Source organism: Wenzhouxiangella limi (assembly GCF_010499265.1).
Lineage (GTDB): Bacteria > Pseudomonadota > Gammaproteobacteria > Xanthomonadales > Wenzhouxiangellaceae > Wenzhouxiangella > Wenzhouxiangella limi.
The window spans coordinates 368,744-391,334 of sequence record NZ_JAAGSC010000041.1 but is presented as its reverse complement, the minus strand read 5'-3'; the positions used below and the strand labels follow the sequence as shown (position 1 = coordinate 391,334).

Here is a 22,591-nt window from a genome sequence, read left to right as displayed (position 1 = left end):
GGCAGCGAACAGCCTGATACCCACGCCGGGGGACGAAAGCGAGTGGCAGTAACGATGGCAACAGCGGCTGACGAAAAACTTGTTCGTCGGGCACTGCACTATCTCAATGGCTTCCGCCTGGTGGTTGCGCCGGCGCTGGTGGTGGTCGTTTTCAGCCCCCTGATCGAAACGCTGCCCCCAGGCTACAAGACCTTTCTGGCCCAGGCTTCGGCACTGACCTACGCCGGCGCTGCGCTGGTTTTTCTGAGCCTGCACCTGCGCCACCGGATACGGCCGTCCGAACTCGCCTCGTTTTCCCTGGCCACCGACCTTCTTCTGGTCGGCATCATTCTGCACTGCTTCGGCGGCCTGGAAAGCGGGCTGGCCGTGCTGTTGCTGTTCAGCATCGGCATTGCCGGGCTGCTGCTGCCCATCCGCACCACGCTGCTGTTCGCCGCGCTGGTCACCATCGGCCTGATCATCGACACCCTGCTGGCCACGGGCGGAGAATTTGCCGGCACACCGGGCGTGCAGGCTGCCCTCTACGGCATCGCCACGTTCGTCATCGCGCTGGCCTCGGCGCTGCTCGGCAACTGGGGTCGGAAATACCAGCTGCTGGCCGAGCGCCGGGGCAACGACCTGGCCAACCTCGAGCGGGTCAACGAGCTGATCATTCACCGCATGCGCTCCGGCGTGATGGTGGTCGACGAAAACGATCAGATCCGTCAGATGAACGAGTCAGCGCAATACCTGCTCGGCAATCCGCCGATGCGAGAGCGCAGCCTGAAGGCGGTCGCCCCGGCCATTCACCAGCGTCTGCAGAAGTGGCGAGAAAGCGGCGAAATCGTCGATGAAGGCTTGCTGCTGCAAGCCACCCAGGTCGCCGTGGTGCCAAGAATGATGGACATGCCCGGCCTGAATCGTCCCGCCACGCTGATCTTCCTGGAAGACACCTCGGTGGTCAGCCGGCGCGCGCGCGACCTGGCCCAGGAATCGCTGGCCAGGCTTTCGGCCAGCATCGCCCACGAGATCCGCAACCCGCTCGGCGCCCTGAGTCACGCCGCCCAGCTGCTGAAAGAGTCTGAGGCGCTGCCGGAAATGGATCGCAAGCTGGTTCGCATGATTCTTGACCACAGCGCGCGGATGAACGATATCGTCGAGAGCGTTCTGAAACTGTCGCGTCGGGAGCGGGCCCGGATCGAATCAGTCAATCTGGTCACCTGGACGCGCAACGTGGCAAGAGAGTTCGCCGAGTACCATGAACTGGCGGAATCCAATCTGCGCCTGGAGATTCCCTCGGCATCAATCATTGTCCTGATCGACCCCGGCCAGCTCTACCAGGCCGTGTGGAACCTGCTGGAAAACTCGATCAAGCACGCAAGAACCAACAAGCAACTGCCGGTCATCACGGTGCGCGTCAGTCCGATTCGCGGGCAGCGCGAAGTGGCGCTCGACATCATCGACGATGGCCCGGGCATCCCGCTGGACAAGCGCTCACAGGTCTTTGAGCCCTTTTTTACCACCCACAACCAGGGTTCAGGGCTCGGCCTGTACCTGGCTCGACAGCTCTGCGACGCCAACCAGGCGCCACTGGAATACGTCCAGATTCCGACGGCTGGCGCCTGCTTCCGCATCCTGCTGCGTCGTTCCGATGTCAGCAAACCAAAGATTGACAACGCCTGAGGTCTGATCGATATCGTTATGAATACCGACTCCCCCCTACCCCGCGCCCTGGTCATCGACGATGAGCCGGATCTGCGCGAACTGCTCGATATCACGCTCAGCCGCATGGGATTGGCGGTGGAGACCGCAGAAGACCTTGCATCGGCTCGCCGCCTGCTGGCCGGCAGCGGCCCGTTTGCGCTTTGCCTGACCGACATGCGCCTGCCCGACGGCAACGGCTTGAGCCTTATCAAGGAGATCAGCCGCGACCATCCCGATCTCCCTGTTGCCATGATCACCGCCTACGGCAAGGTCGAAGATGCCGTCACCGCCCTGAAGTACGGCGCCTTCGACTTCGTCTCCAAGCCGGTCGATCTGGAGGCGCTGCGCAATCTGGTTCGCACAGCGCTGCAGATCCATCAGGATGACCTTGAACGCGCCGAGGCGGCTGCGCCCAGCGACGACGAAGAAAAGCCCTCGGGCCGGTCCGGTCCGGATCGAACGCCGGTCAGCGATCGCGAGACCCGGCTGCTGACCGAACGCCTGATCGGCACTTCCGAAGCGATCCAGAAAGTCCGCCGCACCATCAGCAAGCTGGCCCGGTCACAGGCGCCGGTCATGATCACCGGCGCCTCGGGCACCGGCAAGGAACTGGCGGCTCGCCTGATCCACGATCTGGGTCCGCGCGCCGAACAGCCCTTTGTTGCCGTCAACTGCGGCGCCATTCCCTCGGAACTGATGGAAAGCGAGTTCTTCGGTCACGTCAAGGGCAGTTTCACCGGCGCCGATAGCGACAAGGAAGGCCTGTTCGAAGCCGCCAACGGCGGCACACTGTTCCTGGACGAAGTCGCCGACCTGCCGCTGAACATGCAGGTCAAACTGCTGCGCGTCATCCAGGAGAAAACGGTTCGCCCCATCGGCGGTCGCAGCGAGCAGCGCATTGATGTCCGAATCCTCTCTGCCAGCCACAAGACGCTCAAGCCGCTGGTCGAAGCCGGGGACTTTCGCCACGATCTCTACTACCGTCTCAACGTCATCGAGCTGCACATGCCGACGCTCGGTGAGCGCCCGGAAGACATCCCGCTGCTGGCCCGGCATTTTCTCGACTCCATCGCCGAGCAATGGGGCGAACCGGCCCGCGAGCTGGACGGAGCGGCTCTCGAAAGCCTGACCCGGCATGCTTTTTCGGGCAACGTCCGTGAGTTGATCAACATCCTGCAGCGAGCAATCACGCTGGCCGATGGCCAGACTATCCAGTCCCGGGACCTGAGCATGGACGAGAGTCCGCAGCAAGAGGCCGCCGCGCCGGTTCGGCCGGAAGACCGCAACCTGGATGACTACATCGAAGACGTCGAACGGCAGGTCCTCGAGCACGCCTTGAAAGAGGCTCGCTACAACAAGACCGAGACCGCACGGCAACTCGGCATCACCTTCCGTTCCCTGCGCTACAAGCTGAAGAAGTACGGCATCGATTGATCTGCCAGCCTGTCGAGAAAAGTTCATTCGCCTGTGCCAGAATAAAAATGGCAAAGGTCGTTTTCTCGTCTCACACCCTCTGGATTTTCTCATGAGCAGCGTACGCCCGCTCTTCGAAACAGCTGATTCCACCCGTCTGGACTTCAACACGATTGTTCCGGACCGCTTTGACCCCGAGCATCTGGTTCGCCAGTTCTGCCAGGTTCGTCAGACCACCGAGCGCATGGTGGCCGGCCTCAGCCCGGAAGATCAGAATCTTCAGTCGATGCCTGACGCCAGTCCCCTGAAATGGCACCGAGCGCACACGACCTGGTTTTTCGAGACCTTTCTGCTCAAGCCCCATGACCCCGGCTATCAGCCGGTCAACGAACATTACGCCTACCTTTTCAACTCCTACTACAACGGCATCGGCCAACAGTACCCGCGGGCCCACCGGAGCCTGATGTCGCGACCCGACAGCGACGAAGTCGGCAGCTATCGAGAACAGGTCAACGACGCCGTTATCCGGCTGCTCGAGTCGGCGCCGGTCAACAAGTTGGCCGAGATCGCGGCCACGGTTGTGCTCGGTCTCAACCACGAACAGCAGCACCAGGAATTGATGGTGACCGACCTCAAGCACGCGCTGAGCTTCAACCCGATGGCACCGGCCTGGACGCGCAGGCCCGACCCGCAGGGCCCGGCCGCCGAGCAGGGATGGGTGGACTTCAGCGGCGGCGTGGTTACGGTCGGCCACGAAGGCAGGACCTTTGCCTTCGACAACGAAACGCCACGCCACGAAGTCATGCTGGGCGATTTTCAGCTCGCCCGCAGACCGGTCACCTGTGGCGAATTCGCCGCCTTCATGGATGACGGCGGCTACGAGCGCCCTGATCTCTGGCTCGCCGACGGCTGGGCGTGGGTGCAGAATCACGGGATCGAAGCACCGCTGTACTGGCAACGAAGCGAGGATGGCTGGATGCTGCACACGGCAGGCTGCTGGCGCGAGATGGATCCGCACGAACCGATCTGCCATATCAGTTTCTACGAAGCCTTCGCCTATGCGCAGTGGGCGGGAGCCCGTCTGCCGACCGAGGTCGAGTGGGAAATCGCCGCGCGCGGCGAGCCCGTCGAAGGTCAGTTTGCCGATAGCGAGCGCTATCACCCGGCCAGCTGCGCGGATTCGGGTCGGCTGGTGCAGTTGTTCGGAGACGTTTGGGAATGGACCGCCTCCAGCTACGCCTCCTACCCGGGCTTTCGCCCCGCCGCCGGCGCGGTGGGCGAATACAACGGCAAGTTCATGGCCAACCAGATGGTGCTCCGCGGCGGCAGCTGCGCGACCCAGCCGGGCCATGTTCGGGCCACCTACCGCAACTTCTTCTACCCGGCCGATCGCTGGCAGTTTTCCGGCTTGCGGCTGGCCCGAGATACAGCCTGATGGCGCGCAGCCCGGGGCGCGAAGAGTTTTTGAGGGATGTTCTGGCCGGGCTCTCGTCGAGCCCGAAATCCCTGCCGTGCAAGTACTTCTACGATGCCCGCGGATCGGAGCTTTTCGAAGCCATCTGCGAGTGCCCGGAATACTATGTCACGCGGGCCGACCTGGCGCTGCACGAGGCCCATTTGAGCGAGATCAGCGCGATGATCGGACCGGGTGCCCATGTCATCGAGTTTGGCTCTGGCGCAGGCGTCAAGACCCGCAAGCTATTGGCGGCCCTGGAACGGCCGCGCGCCTATACCCCGATCGAGATCTCGGCCTCGGCGCTGGCCGCCTCGGCCCGGGACCTGGAAACCGCCTTTCCAGACATCGAGATCCGCCCCCTGAAAGCCGACTACACGTTGGACATCGACGCTGATCGGCTCAACCTGGACCCGCCCTCGCGCCGCCGCGTCATTTACTTCCCCGGATCGACCATCGGCAATTTCGATCACCCCGAGGCGCTGGCTTTTCTGAAGCGCATGGCTCGCATCGCGCGCAGCGGTGGGGCGGTTCTGATCGGCGTGGATCTGATGAAACCCGAACGCCAGCTGATCGCGGCCTACGACGACGCCCAGGGCATCACCGCCGCCTTCAACCAGAATCTGCTGGCGCGCATGCAGCGCGACCTGGACGCCAGCATCGAGCTTGATGCCTTCGCCCACGAAGCGCGCTTCAATCCCGAGGAATCCCGCATCGAGATGCACCTGGTCGCCCGCCGACCCACGCGGATCGAAGTCGGCGGTCAGTCGTTTGATTTCGCAGGCGGTGACACGATCCACACCGAAAGCAGCCACAAGTATTCGGTCAAGGACTTTCGGGCCCTGGCCGCGCGCGCTGGACTGAAGTCGGCCAAGGTCTGGAAAGATCCCGACGGCCTGTTCAGCATGCACTGGCTGGAGACGACCTGAAGCAACCCGCGGCGGCCAACGCGCTAGAATAGGTGGGATTTCATCGTTCCACTAACGCGGAGAACCTTCATGACCCAACCCAAGCGCATCGCCATCACCGGCGCAGCCGGCCAGATCGGCTACCAGCTGTGCTTTCGCATCGCCTCCGGCGACCTGCTCGGCCCCACCCAGCCGGTCATTCTTCAGCTCATCGAGATTCCGCCGGCGCTGGACATGCTTCGGGGCGTGGTCATGGAACTCCAGGACGCGGCCTTTCCGCTGCTTCAGGACGTGGTTGCCACCACCGATCTGGACGAAGGCTTCGCCGATACCGACTACGCCATCCTGGTCGGCGCCAAGCCCAGGGGACCAGGCATGGAGCGGGCCGACCTGCTCAGCGAGAACGGCAAGATCTTCGGACCGCAGGGCAAGGCCCTCAATAACGTGGCCAGCCGCGACGTCAAGGTGCTGGTGGTGGGCAACCCGGCCAACACCAATGCCCTGATCGCGCAGGCCAACGCGCCGGACCTGCCGCCGGAAAACTTCACCGCCATGACCCGCCTGGACCACAACCGTGCGCTGGCCCAGCTGGCCGAAAAAACCGGTGTCCATCACACCATGATTCGCCAGATGACCATCTGGGGCAATCACTCTTCGACCCAGTACCCGGACGTCCACCAGACCCTGGTGGGCGGCAAGCCGACTCTGGACCTGATTGGCCAGGGCTGGTACGAAAACGATTTCATCCCCACCGTGCAGCAGCGCGGTGCCGCCATTATCAAGGCACGGGGCGCCTCAAGCGCCGCCTCGGCGGCTTCGGCGGCCATCGACCACATTCGCGACTGGGCCCTGGGGACCGACGGCGATGACTGGGTTTCAATGGCGGTACCGGCCGACGGCAGCTACGGCATCGAGCCCGGCGTGATTTATTCCTTCCCGTGCACCTGCAGCGACGGTCAGTGGAAGATCGTGCAGGGACTGGAAATCAACGAATTCTCGCGCGCGCGGATGGAGGCCACCGACAAGGAATTGCGCGAGGAGCGCGCGGCGGTGGAAGCGTTGCTCTGACGGGTTACGGGTTACGGATAGCTGCGTAAGCAAGTCATTCCGTAAACCGTAGCCCGTAAACCGTAACCCGTCTGTTACTGCCCCAAACTGCGCCGCTTGCGCACCACCAGCATCGCCATTTCGATGGCCTGCTCGTAGTTCAGGCGCGGATCGACCGTGGTCTTGTAGCAGCGCTGCAGGTCCTGCTCGGCCAACTCGCGGGCACCGCCGATGCATTCGGTCACGTTTTCGCCGGTCAGCTCCAGGTGGACCCCACCAAGGCGCGAGCCGCAGGCGGCGTGGACGTCGAAGGCCTGCTCGACCTCGGCCTGGATATTGGAAAAGCGCCGGGTCTTGTAGCCGCTGGCGGTCTTTTCGGTGTTGCCGTGCATCGGGTCGCACACCCACAGCACCGGCGAGCCGGTGGCCTTGACCGCCTCGATCAGAGCTGGCAGATGATCGCCGACCTTGTTGGCGCCCATGCGATGGATGAGAACGATGCGGCCGGCCTCGTTGTCCGGGTTCAGCGTGCGCAGCAGGCCCTTGAGCCAGTCGCTCGACATGCCGGCGCCGATCTTGATGCCCAGCGGGTTGCGCAGGCCGCGGAACAGCTCGACGTGGGCACCGTCCAGCTCGGCGGTGCGCATGCCGATCCACGGGAAGTGCGTCGACAGGTTGAAATAGCCCCACTGTCGCGGCACGCGCCGGGCCATGGCCTGCTCGTAGTGCAGGTGCAGCGCCTCATGCGAGGTAAAGAAATCCACCCGGCGCAGGCTGCCCGGCTGCTGCCCGGTAATGGTTTCCATGAACCGCACCGACTGGCCGATGCTGTCGGCGATGCGGTGAAACTCATCGGCCAGCGGCGAGTGCTCGACCCAGCCCAGGTCCCAGTATTCCGGGTGGTGGAGGTCGGCGAAACCACCGTCAACCAGGGCGCGAACGAAATTCATGGTCATGGCCGAGCACGAAAACGCGGTCAGCAGGCGCGATGGATCCGGGGTGCGGGCCTCGGGCGTGAATTCCGGTGAATTGACGATATCGCCACGGTAGCTCGGCAGGGTCAGCCCATCGCGGGTTTCGGTGTCCTCCGAGCGCGGCTTGGCGTACTGGCCGGCGAATCGGCCAATCCGCACCACCGGCATTTCCAGCCCGTGCAGCAGCACCAGCGACATCTGCAGCAGCACCTTGAGGCGGTTGGCGATGATCGACGGCTCGCACTCGCCGAACACTTCGGCGCAGTCGCCGCCTTGCAGGAAAAACCGCTTGCCGGCCTGGGCCTCGGCGATCTGCTCCTTGAGCGTCAGGATTTCCCAGGACGTCACCAGCGGCGGCATCTGGCTCAAGTGATAGACCGCGCCATCGAGCGCCTTGGGATCCGGATAGGTCGCCTGCTGGCCGGCGGTCTTGCGCTGCCAGGAATCCGGCGCCCAGTCCTTGGCCGGGGTGATGGTCTTGAGTGCTTCGCTCATATCGCTATCCTGATGTTGATCCTGCAGCTGAACGGGTACTTGAGGCCCACAGCATAAACACTGTCAGGGCAACATACCAGAGCAAGGCCCAGCCCGGAAACGTCAAACCCAGAAAACTCCAGTCGATTTCCGCGCACTCGCCGGCCCCGGTGAAGGCCTCGCGCACGATCTCGCTGAAGGGAAAGTCAAATTCACGCATGAAATACAGGCCCGGACCACAGTCGGGCACCTGGTCTTCGGGCAGGTTCTGCAGCCAGACGTGGCGACCGGCGGTGGCCAGGCCCCAGCCGGCGCCGCCCAGGAAGGGAATGGCGTACAGCCACCGTCCCCAGGATTTCGGCCCGTGCAGGGCCGCGACCAGCGCGGTTGCCCCCATGATCATGAAACCAAGGCGCTGCAGCATGCACAGCGGGCAAGGCTCCAGTCCCAGCACGAACTCAGCATAGTAGGCATAGCCCAGCAGCCCGGCGCAAGCCAGGACGATCAGAGCATAGGGTGTACGCCCGAGCACCAGTGTGTTCATGCCTTTGATTCTGGCGGCAAGGTTGTCAAGCGCGCATCAAGCCGGTCGCAGCCGACAGGCCTGGCCTAGGGTGCATCTGCAGCCCGGGTGGTCCGGATCTGCAGGTAAACCGTGGCGGTTTCCCGCGTGGCCGCCGCATCGTCATCGACAATGCTGAAGATCGCGGGCTCACCTTCCGGGACACCCAGCATGGAGTCGGCCATGCGCTGCCAATCACCGTCAACTTTCTGATCCACGGCAACGTGAATCCAGAGGGTATCGGCCGGGGCGTAGGTATCGTCGACCGGCTCGACCTCGACCTCCAGGCGCCAGGCCTGCTCTTCGTCGCCGACCTCGATACTGGCCGGTGAGTTGGGTCTGACCTGCAGGGTGGGGGTTCCGCGCTGGACGCCGTCCAGCCACAGTTCCCCCTCGACCAGGAAGGACGACTCGGCGGCAGCCGGCGGCACGGCCGCCAGGCCAAGCAAAATAAAGCCGGCGAAAGCGAGTGGCCAGCGCATCGCCGTCAGGCTCCGCCGCGCCGGAAGCGCTCGGGCAGGACCTCGGTTTCCTGGTCCGGCTGGTCGGCGCCTTCCTTGGCCACCGGCATGAGGTCTTGCTTGGAGATTCCCAGCATGATCGCGGCGGTACCGGCAATGAAGATCGAGGAATAGGTTCCGACGATCACGCCGGCGATCAGGGTGAAGGCAAAGGCGTGGATGATCTCGCCGCCGAAGTAGAACAGCGCGATCAGCACCAGCAGCGTGGTCAGCGAGGTCATCACCGTACGCCCGAGCATCTGGTTGATCGACAGGTTGCACAGCTCCAGCGGCGTGCCCTTGCGCTTGACCCGGAAGTTCTCGCGCAGGCGGTCGTAGACCACGATGGTGTCATTGAGCGAGTAGCCGATCACGGCCAGGATGGCGGCGACCACGGTCAGATCGAAGTTGACCTGGAACAGCGACAGGATGCCCACGACCACCAATACGTCGTGGATCAGCGCGGCCACCGCGCCGACCGCAAACCGCCACTGGAAGCGGAACGAGACGTAGAGCAGGATGCCGATAATGGCGTAAAGCAACGCCAGCCCGCCCTGCTCGGCCAGTTCCTGACCGACCTGCGGGCCGACGAACTCGACCCGGCGCAGGTCGATGTCCGGGGTGGTCTCGGACAGGGCCTCGAGCACCTGGGTCGACAGATCCGCGCCGGACGCATCGCCCTGATCGGCCGGCATGCGCACGACGATATCGGTGGCCGTGCCGAAGGTCTGGACGGTGAAGTCGTCGAAGCCCGCGCCGGTCAGGGTATCGCGCAACTCGGTCAGGTCTGGAGCGGCCGGATAGGTCACCTCGATCAGCGTGCCGCCGGTGAAATCCAGGCCAAAGTTGACGCCGCGAACAAACAGCGAGGCGATGCCGATGGCCAGGATGATGGCCGAGATCACCAGCGCCAGCTTGCGCTGGCCCATGAAGTTGATGTGGGTATCGGTCTTGATGATGTCCATGACTTATCAGTCCTTCAGATCGCCAGCGCCTGGACCCGCTTGCGTCGGCCATAGATCAGGCTGACGACGCCGCGGGTGCCGACGATGGCGGTAAACATCGAGGTCGCGATGCCGAGGCTTAAGGTCACGGCAAAGCCCTTGATGGGTCCGGTACCGAACATGAACAGCACGATGGCCGCGATCAGCGTGGTCACATTCGCGTCGGCAATGGTCGAGAAGGCCTTTTCGTAGCCGGCCCGGATCGCCGCCTGCGGCGTGTTGCCGTTGCGTAACTCTTCCTTGATGCGTTCGAAAATCAGCACGTTGGCGTCCACCGCCATACCGACCGTCAGCACGATCCCGGCGATGCCGGGCAGGGTCAGGGTAGCGCCCAGCAGCGACAGCAGGGCCACGATCAGCACCAGGTTGGCGGTCAGGGCGATGTTGGCAACCAGGCCGAAGACCTTGTAGTACACCGCCATCAGCACCAGCACCAGGGCAAAGCCGATGATCACCGAGCGGAAGCCCTGGTCGATGTTGTCCTGGCCCAGGCTGGGTCCGACGGTGCGCTCTTCGATGATCTGCATCGGCGCGGCCAGCGCACCGGCGCGCAGCAGCATGGCCAGCTGGGTGGCCTCGGTGGCCGAGCCCAGGCCCGTGGTCTGGAAGCGCCGCCCGAACGGCTCGCGGGTCACCGCCGCCGAGATCACCTCTTCGACCCGGCGCGTGGTCTGGACCTCTTCGCCGTCGACCTCCCGGGTGTCGGGCCGGTGCTCGATGAACACCACCGCCATGCGGTTGCCGACGTTCTCGCTGGTGTGCTCGAGCATGCGCCGGGCACCAACGCCGTCGAGGGTCACGACCACGTTGGGCTGACCGCTTTGCTGGTCAAAGCCGGCTGCCGCGCCGACCAGGTTGTCGCCCGAGGCGATGACCGTGCGCGAGAGCAGGATGGGGGAGCCGTCGCGCATGAAGTACAGCCGCGACTGCGGCGGGATCCGGCCGGTGCGATTGGCCTCGAAAGGATCATTCTGTTCGTCGACCCCGCGGTACTCGATGGTCGCGGTGGAGCCAAGCACGCGCTTGGCCTCGGCGGTGTCCTGGACGCCCGGCAGCTGGACGACGATGCGCTCGGCGCCCTGCTGCTGGATGATGGGCTCCGACACCCCGAGCTCGTTGACGCGGTTGCGCAGCGTGGTGATGTTCTGGCGCAGCGCGGTCTGCTGCAGTTCCTGCAGGATTTCTTCATCGATCGAGGCGCGCAGGTTGAAGGTCTCGCCGCCGTCGCGGGGTTCCAGAACCAGTTCCTCCAGCTCACGCTCGATCAGGCGGATGGCACGGTCTCGATCCTCGGCCGAGCGCAACTCGGCGATGATTTCATTGCGGTCCAGTCGGACCGAGCGGTAGCGGATGTTGCCCTGCCGCAGCACGGTGCGGATATCGCCGACGAAGCGCTCAAGCTGCTGAGTGCGCGCGGCATCCATATCCACCTGCATCAGGAAGTGCACGCCCCCCTGAAGGTCCAGCCCCAGCACCATCGGCTCGGCCTGCAGCGCCCGCAGCCACTCGGGCGTGGACGGCGCCAGGTTGAGCGCGACCACATAGTCCTCATCGTTTAAGGATTCGCGCAACAGATCGGCCGCGCGGGTCTGGCGGTCGGTGTCGTCCAGGCGCACCAGCAGGCGCTGCGGCTGGAATTCGATCGCGTCGTATTCGATCTCGGCTGAGTCCAGCAGCGTCTCGACCCGGTTTACCAGGTCCGGCTCGAGCTCGAAGCCGCGGATTGAAGACACCTGAACCGCCGGATCGTCGCCGAACAGGTTCGGCAGCGCGTAGAGAATGCCAAAGCCCAGCGCGATGATCAGCAGGGCGTATTTCCAGGGCGGAAAACGATTCATGAAGGGAAGTCCCGGGTCAAACGATGATTAAAAAACTAGCTGGAAGAATCGATCGTTCCTTTCGGCACGACCTGGGCCACGGAGTGGCGCTGCAGCTTGACGGTCACGCCGTCGGACAGTTGAACCGACACAAAGCTGTCGCCGACCTCGGTGATCTTGCCGAGCAGCCCGCCGGCCGACACCACCTCGTCACCGACCGACAGGCCGGCAATCAGTTCCCGGTGCTCCTTGTTGCGCTTCATCTGCGGGCGAATCAACAAAAACCAGAAAATCACCACGATCAGAATCAGCGGAATCAGGCTGCCCCAGACGCTGGGCTGTTGCGGAGCGCCGGCAGTCTGGGCCATGGCGCTGGCGATCAGAAAATCCATAGGGTTGTCCTCGACTGATCAATGCTTGGATGGTTGAGATGGGGGCATCGAGCCCCGATCCGAACCTGTCATTATCGCATACCCCCGCGCCAACAGCCATGGGCACAGGGATTAACCCGGAACAACCTCAATCAGGAACGCCGCCACCCCAGCCGGCACGAAGCTCGGCCACCGCCTCATCCAGATTGCCCGACTCGATCCCGGCGCGCAGCGTGCCCATCAGGTGCTGGTAGTAGTGCAAATTGTGGATCGTGGCCAGGCGATGGCCGAGGATTTCGTTGCACTTGTTAAGGTGCTTTATATAGGCACGCGAGTAGTTCCGGCAGGTGTAGCAGTCGCAGCGCTCGTCGATCGGCCGGGTGTCGGTCCGATAGCGGGCGTTGCGGATCTTGAGCACGCCGGCTGATGTAAACAGGTGGCCATTGCGGGCGTTGCGCGTGGGCATGACGCAGTCAAACATGTCGACCCCGCGCAGCACCCCGGCGACCAGGTCCTCCGGCCGGCCCACCCCCATCAGGTAGCGCGGCCGATCGGCGGGCAGATGCGGCACGGTGGCCTCGAGCACGGCGTTGCGCTCGTCTTCGGGCTCGCCCACCGACAGCCCGCCGATGGCGTAGCCGTCGAAGCCGATCTCCACCAGCCCCGCGGCCGACTCGGCCCGAAGCCCGGCGTGCATGCCGCCCTGGACGATGCCGAACAGGGCCGACCGGCTGTCGCCGTGGGCGGCTTTCGAGCGCGCCGCCCAGCGCAGAGAGCGGCGCATGGACTGCGCGGCCTGTTCCTCGGTTGCAGGATACGGCGTGCATTCATCAAAGATCATGACGATGTCCGAACCCAGCACGCGCTGCACCGCCATCGACTCTTCCGGGCCCAGGAATACGGGCGAGCCGTCGACCGGCGAGGCAAAGGTCACCCCGCGCTCGTCCATCTGGCGCAGCTCGGCCAGGCTCCAGACCTGGAAACCGCCGGAATCGGTCAGGATGGGCCCGGACCAGGCCATGAAATCGTGCAGGTCGCCGTGGGCGGCGATCACGTCGGTGCCGGGTCTGAGCATCAGGTGAAAGGTATTGCCCAGGATGATCTGGGCGCCCGTCGCGCGCAGTTCCTCCGGCGTCATCGCCTTGACCGTGCCGTAGGTGCCCACCGGCATGAAGGCCGGCGTCTCGACGGTGCCGCGGCCGAAACTCAGGCGGCCGCGGCGGGCGTCGGCGGCCGTGGAGAGGAGGTCGAAATTCATGTCAGCAGGCTATCAGCATGGGTCGGCGCATCCTACAGCAGGCCGGCCGGAAAAAGTATCTGGCCACCGCTTCGGCAAGGCGGCTTCGACGTCGAGCTGACGGGGAGGCGCCGCTTCAGTTCGACGCGTGGCGAGGCCTTCAGCGACGCCTCCCCGTCAGCTCGCCAGGGTGCGTCGCCAGCTCAAGCATCGCGACTTCGACAACGGCCCCACCCCCTCGGCGCCACCAGCGGCCAGCCTGTCGGGGTGGGGAGGACCCCCTGAAGGCCTCGCCACGCGTCGAACTGAAGGGGGCCCTCCCGCCACCAGCGGCCAGCCTGCCGGGGTGGGGATGACATCCTGAAGGCCTCGCCACGCGTCAAACTGAAGGGGGTCCTCCCTCCACCAGCGGCCAGCCTGCCGGGGTGGGGATGACATCCTGAAGGCCTCGCCACGCGTCGAACTGAAGGATGTCATCCCCACCCCGGCAGGCCTCGAAGCCACCCTAACCTCGACCAGACGAAGCCTACGAGATCAGCATCGCATCGCCGTAGCTGAAGAAACGGTATTCCTGTTCAACGGCATGGCGGTAGGCGCCCAGAATATTTTCCCGCCCGGCCAGCGCCGAGACCAGCATGATCAGGGTCGATCCGGGCAGGTGAAAATTGGTGATCAGGGCATCGACCACGCGGAACTCGTAGCCGGGATAGATGAACAGGCGGCTGTCGCCGGTGCAGGGCTGCAGCCGGCCGGAGGCCGCCGCGGTTTCCAGCGAGCGCACGGCCGTGGTGCCGACCGCGATGACCCGCCCGCCGCGCGCGCGGGTTGCGGCAACCGCATCGACCAGCGCCTGGTCGACCTGCAGCCACTCGGCGTGCATGACGTGGTCCTCGATCCGCTCCGCGCGCACCGGCTGAAAAGTGCCGGCGCCGACGTGCAGCGTGCAGAAGGCCCGGCGCACGCCCAGCGCGTCGATCCGCGCCAGCAACTCCTCGTCGAAGTGCAGCCCGGCGGTCGGTGCGGCCACCGCCCCGGGCACCTGGCCGTAAACGGTCTGGTAGCGCTCGCGATCCTGGGCCTCGTCGGCCCGCTCGATATAGGGCGGCAGCGGCATGTGGCCGACCGCCTCCAGCAGCGCCGGCCAGTCGGGGCCGCGCTCGATCTCCAGGCGCCAGAACTCGCCCTCGCGCCCAACAATGCGCAGCCGGGCGACGCTGTCGATGACCAGCTCGCTGTCGGGCTGCGGCTTGCGGTTGGCCCGCAGCTGGACGGTGGCCGAACGCGCGTCGATCAGCCGCTCGATCAGAATCTCGACCCGCCCCCCGGTTTCCTTGGCCGCCCATAGCCGTGCGGGAATCACCCGGGTGTTGTTGAACACCAGCAGGTCCTCGGCGCGCAGCAGGTCGGGCAGCTCGGCAAACCGCCGGTCGGCGGTCTGACCGCTGCGCCGGTCCAGCGTCAGAAGGCGGCTGGCCGAGCGTTCGGGTAGCGGGTGCTGGGCAATCAGGTGATCGGGCAGATCGAATTCGAAATCGGAGGGTTTCATTGAAATCAGGTTTCGGGTTTACGGATTCCGGTTCACGGGCTACGAAAATGGCATACGCCAGACTGTTCCGGAAACCGGAAACCCGAAACCGTTACTGCTGGAATGTTAATCTCAAATCGGCGCCTGAGGCAGCCAATCGACTTGCCCGCGAGAACCAAACCATGACCGTGATCCAGACCGACAGCGCGCCCGGCCAGTTCCGCGACCGCTTCCGCATTCCGCACGCGCCCGGCGGCGGTGACTGCCTTTATCTGGTCGGCAACTCGCTGGGTGCCCAGCCCAAGGCGGCCGCCGATGCGGTCAACGCCCAGCTCGAGCGCTGGGCGCAGATGGGCGTGATCGGCCACTTCGACGGTCCGACCCCGTGGCTGGAATTCCACCGCCTGGGCCTGGACACGCTGGCTGAACTGGTCGGCGCCAGGGTCCACGAGGTCGTGGTGATGAACACCCTGACCATCAACCTGCACCTGATGATGACCAGCTTCTTCCGGCCCCAGGGCCAGCGACGGCGGCTGCTGATGGAGCGCGGCGCCTTTCCCTCCGACCGCTACGCGGTGGTCTCGCAGCTGCAATGGCATGGCCTGGACCCGGACCGCGACCTGGCCGAACTGGCGCCGCGCCGCGACCGGCTGCTGCACGAAGAAGACCTGGAGGACTACCTTGAGCGCTATGGCGACCAGGTCGCGATGGTGCTGTGGCCGGGCGTGCAGTACGCCACCGGCCAGGTTTTCGATCTGGCCCGCATCGCCCGGGCCTGCCGGAAGGCCGGCACCGTGCTCGGCCTGGACCTGGCCCACGCCGTCGGCAACGTGCCGCTGGACCTGCACGAAATCGGCGCCGACTTTGCCGTTTGGTGCAGCTACAAGTACCTCAACTCCGGCCCGGCCGCGGTCGCCGGCTGCTTCGTTCACGAGCGCCACCGCGACTTCGACGGGCCGCGCCTGGCCGGCTGGTGGGGCCACGACGAGCACAGCCGATTTCACATGGGTCCGGACTTCAAGCCCATGCGCGGCGCGGAGGGCTGGCAGATCTCCGAGCCCCCCATCCTGACGCTGGCGCCGCTATGGGCGTCACTGGATCTGTTTGCCGAGGCCGGCGGCTTGCCGGTGCTGCGCAAGCTGTCGCTGGAGATGACGGGTCACCTGGCGCATCTCATCCACGAACGACTGGCTGACCGGATCAACATCATCACGCCGCTGGAACCCCATCGCCGCGGTTGCCAGCTTTCCTTGCAGGTCCGCGCCGGAAGAGACGCCGGACGCCAGTTGTTCGAACGCCTGGAAGCGCACGGCGTGATTTGCGACTGGCGCGAACCGGACATCATCCGCGCTGCACCGGTGCCCTTGTACAACACGCTAGACGATATCGAGCGCCTGGTTGACCTGATCGACCAGTTGAGCTCGGCGCGCACCCGTTGAGCGTCCCACCTCGCCGCTACCGGCGGCCCACCGCCGAGATCTTTCTCGCTCTAGGCGTCGTCGGTGCGTTCGCTGCCGCCCTCTGGCTGGGCCTGGACCCGGTCTTCGCCGCGCTGGAGTGGCTGGAAAGCCGGGCCGAGCAGGACCTGGGCTGGGCGCTGGCCATCTTCATGCTGGCGTTTGTGGGTCTGTCGCTGACCACGCTGCCGGTAGTGACGGTGTTCTGCCTGGCCGCCGGGTACCTGTTCGGAGCGAGCATCGGTATCGGTTTTGCGCTGCTGGCCGGCACCGCCGGCGCGACCCTGACCTTTGTCATCGTCCGGGCGGTCGGCGGCCAGCGCCTCCGCCTAAGACTGCGTGAAGGCCGGTTCCGGCGCTGGCTGACGCTGCTCGAAGACGATGTCACCTGGTATCTGATCGTGCTGCGCATCATCCCGGTCGCGCCGTTTTTCCTGATCAACGCTGCGGCCGGGCTGACCGGCATCGGCATCGTGCACTACGTGCTCGTGACCGCGGTCGGCTTGGTGCCGACCACCGTGGTCTACGTCAGCGTCGGCAGTGGGCTGGAGACCCTGGCCGAGAGCCGCGAGCTGATCGGGCCCGGGCTGTTGCTGGAGCCCCGGATCGGCTTGCCACTTCTGGCGCTGCTGATGCTGCTGGCCGCTGCCCGCCTGCTACAGCACCACCTGCGTAAGCGCCAGGCGCACTAATCCGCCCGACAAACGGCCGGCGCCGAGAGCTTCACGATCGGCAACTCAAGCTGAATGCGGTGATTCAGCGGGTCTCGCGAGACGAACTCCATGGTCTCCATGCCGCGATTCTCGCTTTCGAACATGCGCGCGTAGGCGCCAACAATCTCCGAGCTGACCGGCGCCGGCGGGCAGCTGGGGCAAAAGCCGCGGAAATCATAAACATCGAGCTCCTCGGCCAGCGGATCGGTCGACTGCAGATCATCGGCCAGGAACCATCGACCTACTCCCTCGAGATCATAGTAATAACGGATCTGGGCTTGGGAGTTGGCTGACACAACAACCGAGGTGCCACCTTCGAACCGACCCGGCGTATACCAATGCCCGGTGTAGCTAACCGAACTGCCGTTGACTTCCGGGCAGGTCGGCGGTGCCACCGGCTGCTTGATGTCCGAACCCTGCCCGCCGTTGACCGACCAGGAAAAGACCATGTTGTCCTCGTCGATCATGGTCACGACGACGTGCCCGGCACGCACCGCGGTCTGCTCGCCGTCGGCGGCCACGTAGGTGTCGATATCGGCCGACCAGACCGACGAGGTCTCATCGACCGGGGCCGCGCCCAGATAAAACAGGGGCAGACCGTCCTCGTCGTAGCTGTACCAGACGATGAAGCCGTCGCCCGCCGTTTGCCAGGTGATCCCCTGGGCAATCTCGTCGCGGCGATTTTGCGGAGTGCCGACCGGGCTCCACAGCCCGATCTGGCGGGCAATGGTGCCGGTCTCTTGCAGGCTGGCGGTGATTTCCACCACCTGCTCCTCGCTCAGGGCATTGTCGAGTTCGACAAAGTAGCGGCCCGGCGTCAGAGCAGACGCTGACAAGACCAGCGGCGCACCGCCCGCCGCGCCCGACGCAAGCACCGCGCCGGCGGGCGCGGGCGTTTCCGGCGCGCTGGCGCGAACGGCGTCGAACCCGACCCGTCGAACCGAAACGTCGACCGCAGCATCACCCTTGGTTTCAATCGTCAGGCGCTCGGCGGTTTCAGGTACGTCGACAAAAACCGCCTCGTGGCGTCCACGGGCCGGCGCCACCACCGGCTGGGTCTTGCCGGGCACCAGCACCGTGGTCTCGGGCACCAGCGCGCGGCTGCGCTCGAGCACCACGGGCACCGAGCCCACCCGATCGGCAGGGCCGTCACCGCCGGCAATCGAGACCAGGCCGAGATGGCGCTCATTGCGGCGCATTTCCGGCTTGCTCCACGACAAACCCACCGCCAGCAGCCCGGCCTCATGACTGCCCGGACCGTAGACAACCAGGTCATCGCTGTGTACGGCATCGATCACCGCCGTCTCCAGCGTGATGCTGTCTTGGGCAGCCGAAGCGTCCCAGTTCTGCACCACGATCCACCACGTGCCCGGGGCGGGGTTTTCGACAATGCAGCGCTCCAACTCATCGGGCGTGATCGAAAAACACTGCTCTTCGCGCGCCTGCGCCTGGCCGTCGCGGTTGGCGTCCCGGCCGACGTAAAGATCGATATCCGTCGCCGACGAAGCGACCGTTTCGGCCCACAGCGCCAGCGCGTCCTCGCCCACCTCGACCAGGAAAGTGCGCGTGCCTGCGCTGCCGTCATAAGGATCGCCGTTGTCGGGATCCTCGGGCAGGTTAAACTGCTCGACCTCGGGTCGGACCAGCGCGCTGGTCTGCAGCACCGCTTCGGGCAGATCGTCGATGAAGCCCAGATCCAGGTTCGTTCGGCCCTCGTTGGACTCGGCGTCGATGCGCAGCAGCGCGGGCAGATCGACTTCTCCGGTACTGGCCCTGACGCCGACCTGCAGACGCTGGGTGGCCAGATTGCCGCCGGGCGGCGGCGGACTCAAACTCGGCGGCGTGAGGACGACCGCGCCCTGCTGAAGCTCGTTGCTGCCGAAGAACGCTGGCGTCACCGTAATACTCAGCTCCTGCGACTCACCCGGCTCCAGCGTGAAATCGCTCGGCGTGACCGAAACGCCGACCTCGCCCTCACCACTGGCCGACCACGTCCCGGCTCGCATGGCCGTCACCGTGCGGGTAAAGCTGCACGATTGACCGCAGTTTTCGTTGATCAGACCGGCCAGGTTGAGCGCGCCGGGGTCGCCGCCAAACTCCGGATTCGCGGCCTGGAATTCAGAGCGGGTAACGGGCAGATACAGCCCCGCCCGGGCCGCCCGGTCCACGCGAATGCGCCCGGCGCCGCGATCGAAGATATCCGCGGGCTCCCCGAAAGCAAGAACCGACTCGGTCTCGGCCGTCGTTTCCAGCGCCGAGTACAGCATGGCCGGCGTCCAATCCGGCTCCAGCTGACGCAGCAGCGCCATGGAGCCGGCGGCGTGGGGGCTGGCCATGGAGGTACCACTGATGCGCGATATCGACGTGCTGTCCGGCACGTAGGCCGCCCGGATGCCGTCACCCGGAGCGACCACGTTGGGCTTCATCACGTTGGGCACATTGGTCGCCGGACCGCGCGCGGAGAAGCCCGAGATCTGGTCGCCCAGGCTTTCGCTGAAGATCGTGATCCTGGCCGTAGGAAGGCTGACCGGCAATTCACCGCCGGCCGCCTGCAGGGCGAGCAGGATTTCCTCGCCGTCGGCCAGTGACACCATCCCGGCCGGAATCGTGCTGTCCTCCAGCCCGGCCATGCCAATCGGGCCGCCGCCGACGTTGTTGATCATAATGACCGCGATCGCACCAGCAGCAGCCGCGTTGTCGACCTTGTCGGCAAACAGGCAGTTGCCGCGCTGGAGCAGCGCCACGGCGCCGTTGAAGGCCTTGGCCGGAAAAGCCTCGCAGGCTTCCAGCGTGCCGCCGACGGCATCGCCGGCGCGCAGCGGCTCATTGCTCAACGAGGGCACCGGCAGATCGGGACCGGTGCCGTAGAGGATGAACCACTCACCGACGCCGCTGATCGTCACCCGGCGGCCGTTGCGCTCGCGATGGGTGCTGCTGCCCACGGCAAAAATCCAAGGTGCCTCGGCCGGCGATCCCACCGTCTCCTGATCCGGGCCGGAGTTTCCGGCCGAGGTGGCGAAAGCGATCCCCGCATCGAGCAGGTTCAGCCCCCGCCGTGTCGCGCCATCGCGCCAGGGATCGAACGGGTCGCCGCCGATGGAGTAATTGACCACGTCGACGCCGTCGCGCACGGCCTGGTCGAGGGCCTGCAGGATCGCACTGCCCTGGCAGGTGCCTGATTCGTCGTCGTCTGGATCCTGCTCGGTGCAGACCCGGTAGGACACGATATGGGCCCGCGGCGCCACACCGCCCTCATCAGGCAGCCATTCATTGCCGGCCGCAATGGCAGCAACGTGGGTGCCGTGGCCGTCGGTATCTTCGCCGTCGGTCGACTCGGATGTGAAGTCGTACACGCCCACCAGCTTGTCGTTGCAAGGCACATTGGCGCGATCGCACAGCCCCAGAAACTCGGCAAAAGGGTTGCTGTATTCGTAGCCGCCGGAGTAGGTCGGGTTGGCAGAAAAGGCGCGATGATTCCAGTTGATGCCGCTGTCGATGATGCCAACCACGGTGCCTTCACCACGCGCCGGCGGCAACTGGGCGACGCCCTCGGCCAGCGCCCGCGCGCCGATCAGCGCCGGTCCATCGGAAAGCTGCAGACGATACAGGGACTCGCGCTCGATTGAGCGCACGCCCGGCAGCTCGGCCAGTCGCTGTGCCTCGGCGCCACTGATGCCTTGCAGGATGACGGCATTGGCGACGTGCTGGGTACTGCCCGCCTTGGCGAGCTTGCGTCCCAGCATAATCTGGGCCTGTTCCATGAACTCGGCCTGGCGCTGCTGGAGAAAACCCTCATAGACCTGCACCGAAGGATCGAGCGCATCGAACGAGCGTCCAGTCACCGCCGGCGCGGTCGCCTCGAGCATCGGCAAGGTCGGACCGGCGCCCTGCTCCAACGCGGCGCCCTGACCGGCAAACTCCAGCGTCGGCGCCTCTTCAAGCTCCACGATCCAGCGGCTGCCGAACGCGTCTGGCTGACCGACCGCCTGGCTGGATTCGATGCCCGCAAGGACCAACACGGATAGGAGAAGAAAAGAGAGCATTAAGCGCATATCAAGAGTCCTGTGCATTGACCGAATCGACGGCCGCTGTTGATCCGTCAGACCGGCTGCCGCAAGGTCACGAGCTCCTCTGCGGCCGTCGGATGAATGCCGACCGTGCGATCGAAGTCGGCCTTGGTCAGACCCGCCCGAACGGCAACCGCAAAGCCCTGCAGCATCTCCGGCGCATCCGGCCCGACCACGTGGCAGCCCAGTACACGATCCGAGTCGGCGTCAACGACCAGTTTCATCAGGCCTTTCTCTTGCCGACCGGCAAGAGTGTATTTCATCGGCGTAAAGCGGGAGCGATAGACCTTTACCGCCAGGCCGTCGGCGCGGGCCTCGGCCTCGGAGAGCCCGACCGTGCCCACTGGCGGCTGCGAAAACACCGCCGCCGGGGTATCGTCGTGTTCGATCGGTCGATCCATGCCGCCAAACTGGGTATCGGCAAAAGCGTGGCCTTCCATGAGCGCGATCGGGGTCAGGTTGAGCCGGTCGGTGACATCGCCCACGGCAAAGATATTGTCGACCGATGTGCGGCTGTAGCTGTCGACCTCGATGCGGTTGCCGGGCCCGGTGTGGACGCCGACGGCTTCCAGCCCCAGGTCCCAGGTGTAGGGCGCGCGACCGGTGGCGAACATCACCCCGTCGAACACCTGGGTCTGGTCGTCGGAAAAGGTCACATGAATGCCGTCGCCTTGCTGCTCGAGCCGGGCCGGCGCGGCGTGGTACATGAACTCGATGCCGCGCCCGGCCATGCCCGCCTCGACCGCTTCGCGCACGTCCTCATCGAAACCGCGCAGGATGCGTTCGCGCCGGTAGGCCAGCGTCACATCCGCGCCCAGCCCATTGAAGATGCCGGCAAACTCGGCCGCGATATAACCGGCCCCGGCGACCAGGATTCGCTTTGGAAGCTGCTCCAGATGAAACGCCTCATCGGAGGTAAAGCCCAGCGAGGCGCCGGGAATCTCGGGTACCCAAGGCCGCCCGCCCACCGCGATCAGGATTTTTTCGGCCGTAAAGCGCTGCTCACTGACCTCCACGGTATGTTCGTCGATCAGACGCCCGCGCCCCATGTGCAGGGTCACGCCGGCCGCCTCGAGAAGGCCCAGGTAGACCTGGTTGAGGCGATCGATCTCGCGATCCTTGGTCTCGATCAGCTCGGGCCAGGAGAACTGCGCCGGCGGCACCTCCCAGCCGTAGCCGCTGGCATCATTGAAGCCCTCGGCGAACTGCGAGGCATAGACCAGCAGCTTCTTCGGCACGCAGCCGCGGATGACGCAGGTCCCGCCGACCCGCGATTCCTCGCAGATGCCGACACGCGCGCCGTGACCGGCGGCGATGCGAGACGCGCGAACGCCGCCGGAACCGGCGCCGATGACGAAAAGGTCATAGTCATACTTTGTCATTCAA

The 22,591-nt window shown here is 65.2% G+C and carries 17 protein-coding genes; 7 read left to right on the top strand and 10 right to left on the bottom strand.

What is annotated here, in order from left to right; genetic code table 11:
- Positions 1–54: 54 nt before the first annotated feature.
- The 5 genes from G3I74_RS10470 (at position 55) to G3I74_RS10450 (ending at position 6,525) form a co-directional block, all read left to right on the top strand.
- Positions 55–1,662: a two-component system sensor histidine kinase NtrB gene (locus G3I74_RS10470; RefSeq protein WP_164211526.1), complete on the top strand. Its 1,608-nt coding sequence runs from the start codon at positions 55–57 to the stop codon at positions 1,660–1,662.
- A gap of 18 nt (positions 1,663–1,680) precedes the next feature.
- Complete coding sequence (locus tag G3I74_RS10465) at positions 1,681–3,117, top strand: sigma-54-dependent transcriptional regulator (protein ID WP_164211525.1); 1,437 nt, start codon at positions 1,681–1,683, stop codon at positions 3,115–3,117.
- Between the two features lie 91 nt (positions 3,118–3,208).
- The gene (gene egtB, locus G3I74_RS10460; protein WP_164211524.1) at positions 3,209–4,531 is read left to right on the top strand and encodes an ergothioneine biosynthesis protein EgtB; all 1,323 of its coding nucleotides are present in this window, start codon (positions 3,209–3,211) and stop codon (positions 4,529–4,531) included.
- Positions 4,531–5,478, top strand: coding sequence for an L-histidine N(alpha)-methyltransferase (gene egtD / locus G3I74_RS10455; protein ID WP_164211523.1), 948 nt, complete (start codon positions 4,531–4,533; stop codon positions 5,476–5,478). Before egtB ends, egtD begins: the two co-directional genes overlap by 1 nt.
- A 69-nt stretch (positions 5,479–5,547) precedes the next feature.
- On the top strand, positions 5,548–6,525 hold the full coding sequence (locus G3I74_RS10450) for a malate dehydrogenase (protein ID WP_164211522.1): 978 nt from the start codon (positions 5,548–5,550) through the stop codon (positions 6,523–6,525).
- A 74-nt stretch (positions 6,526–6,599) separates the two neighbouring features.
- On the opposite strand, the gene G3I74_RS10445 is transcribed toward G3I74_RS10450, so the two are convergent.
- From G3I74_RS10445 to queA, 8 genes are all read right to left on the bottom strand, one after another.
- Positions 6,600–7,973 carry a class II 3-deoxy-7-phosphoheptulonate synthase gene (locus G3I74_RS10445; protein WP_164211521.1) on the bottom strand — a complete coding sequence of 458 codons (1,374 nt, stop codon included), beginning with the start codon at positions 7,971–7,973 and terminating at the stop codon, positions 6,600–6,602.
- A gap of 4 nt (positions 7,974–7,977) precedes the next feature.
- On the bottom strand, positions 7,978–8,496 hold the full coding sequence (locus G3I74_RS10440) for a disulfide bond formation protein B (protein ID WP_164211520.1): 519 nt from the start codon (positions 8,494–8,496) through the stop codon (positions 7,978–7,980).
- Between the two features lie 65 nt (positions 8,497–8,561).
- The gene (locus G3I74_RS10435) at positions 8,562–8,996 is read right to left on the bottom strand and encodes a hypothetical protein (protein ID WP_164211519.1); all 435 of its coding nucleotides are present in this window, start codon (positions 8,994–8,996) and stop codon (positions 8,562–8,564) included.
- 5 nt (positions 8,997–9,001) lie between these two features.
- Complete coding sequence (gene secF, locus G3I74_RS10430) at positions 9,002–9,979, bottom strand: protein translocase subunit SecF (RefSeq protein ID WP_164211518.1); 978 nt, start codon at positions 9,977–9,979, stop codon at positions 9,002–9,004.
- Between the two features lie 14 nt (positions 9,980–9,993).
- Positions 9,994–11,856, bottom strand: coding sequence for a protein translocase subunit SecD (secD, locus tag G3I74_RS10425; RefSeq protein WP_164211517.1), 1,863 nt, complete (start codon positions 11,854–11,856; stop codon positions 9,994–9,996).
- 35 nt (positions 11,857–11,891) lie between these two features.
- Entirely contained in the window at positions 11,892–12,227 is a 336-nt protein-coding gene (gene yajC / locus G3I74_RS10420; RefSeq protein ID WP_164211516.1) for a preprotein translocase subunit YajC, read from the bottom strand.
- A 127-nt stretch (positions 12,228–12,354) separates the two neighbouring features.
- Positions 12,355–13,464, bottom strand: coding sequence for a tRNA guanosine(34) transglycosylase Tgt (tgt, locus tag G3I74_RS10415; RefSeq protein ID WP_164211515.1), 1,110 nt, complete (start codon positions 13,462–13,464; stop codon positions 12,355–12,357).
- A gap of 505 nt (positions 13,465–13,969) precedes the next feature.
- The gene (queA, locus tag G3I74_RS10410) at positions 13,970–14,989 is read right to left on the bottom strand and encodes a tRNA preQ1(34) S-adenosylmethionine ribosyltransferase-isomerase QueA (RefSeq protein ID WP_164211514.1); all 1,020 of its coding nucleotides are present in this window, start codon (positions 14,987–14,989) and stop codon (positions 13,970–13,972) included.
- A gap of 161 nt (positions 14,990–15,150) precedes the next feature.
- Between queA and kynU the strand changes: the two genes are divergently transcribed.
- Positions 15,151–16,407 carry a kynureninase gene (gene kynU, locus G3I74_RS10405; protein ID WP_164211513.1) on the top strand — a complete coding sequence of 419 codons (1,257 nt, stop codon included), beginning with the start codon at positions 15,151–15,153 and terminating at the stop codon, positions 16,405–16,407.
- A complete protein-coding gene (locus G3I74_RS10400) occupies positions 16,404–17,117 on the top strand; it encodes a TVP38/TMEM64 family protein (RefSeq protein ID WP_164211512.1) in 714 nt (237 codons plus the stop codon). Before kynU ends, G3I74_RS10400 begins: the two co-directional genes overlap by 4 nt.
- On the opposite strand, the gene G3I74_RS10395 is transcribed toward G3I74_RS10400, so the two are convergent.
- Positions 17,114–21,154 carry a S8 family serine peptidase gene (locus G3I74_RS10395; protein WP_203594669.1) on the bottom strand — a complete coding sequence of 1,347 codons (4,041 nt, stop codon included), beginning with the start codon at positions 21,152–21,154 and terminating at the stop codon, positions 17,114–17,116. The genes G3I74_RS10400 and G3I74_RS10395 overlap by 4 nt on opposite strands.
- Before the next feature lie 83 nt (positions 21,155–21,237).
- Positions 21,238–22,587: a glutathione-disulfide reductase gene (gene gor / locus G3I74_RS10390; protein WP_164211510.1), complete on the bottom strand. Its 1,350-nt coding sequence runs from the start codon at positions 22,585–22,587 to the stop codon at positions 21,238–21,240.
- Between the last annotated feature and the right edge of the window lie 4 nt (positions 22,588–22,591).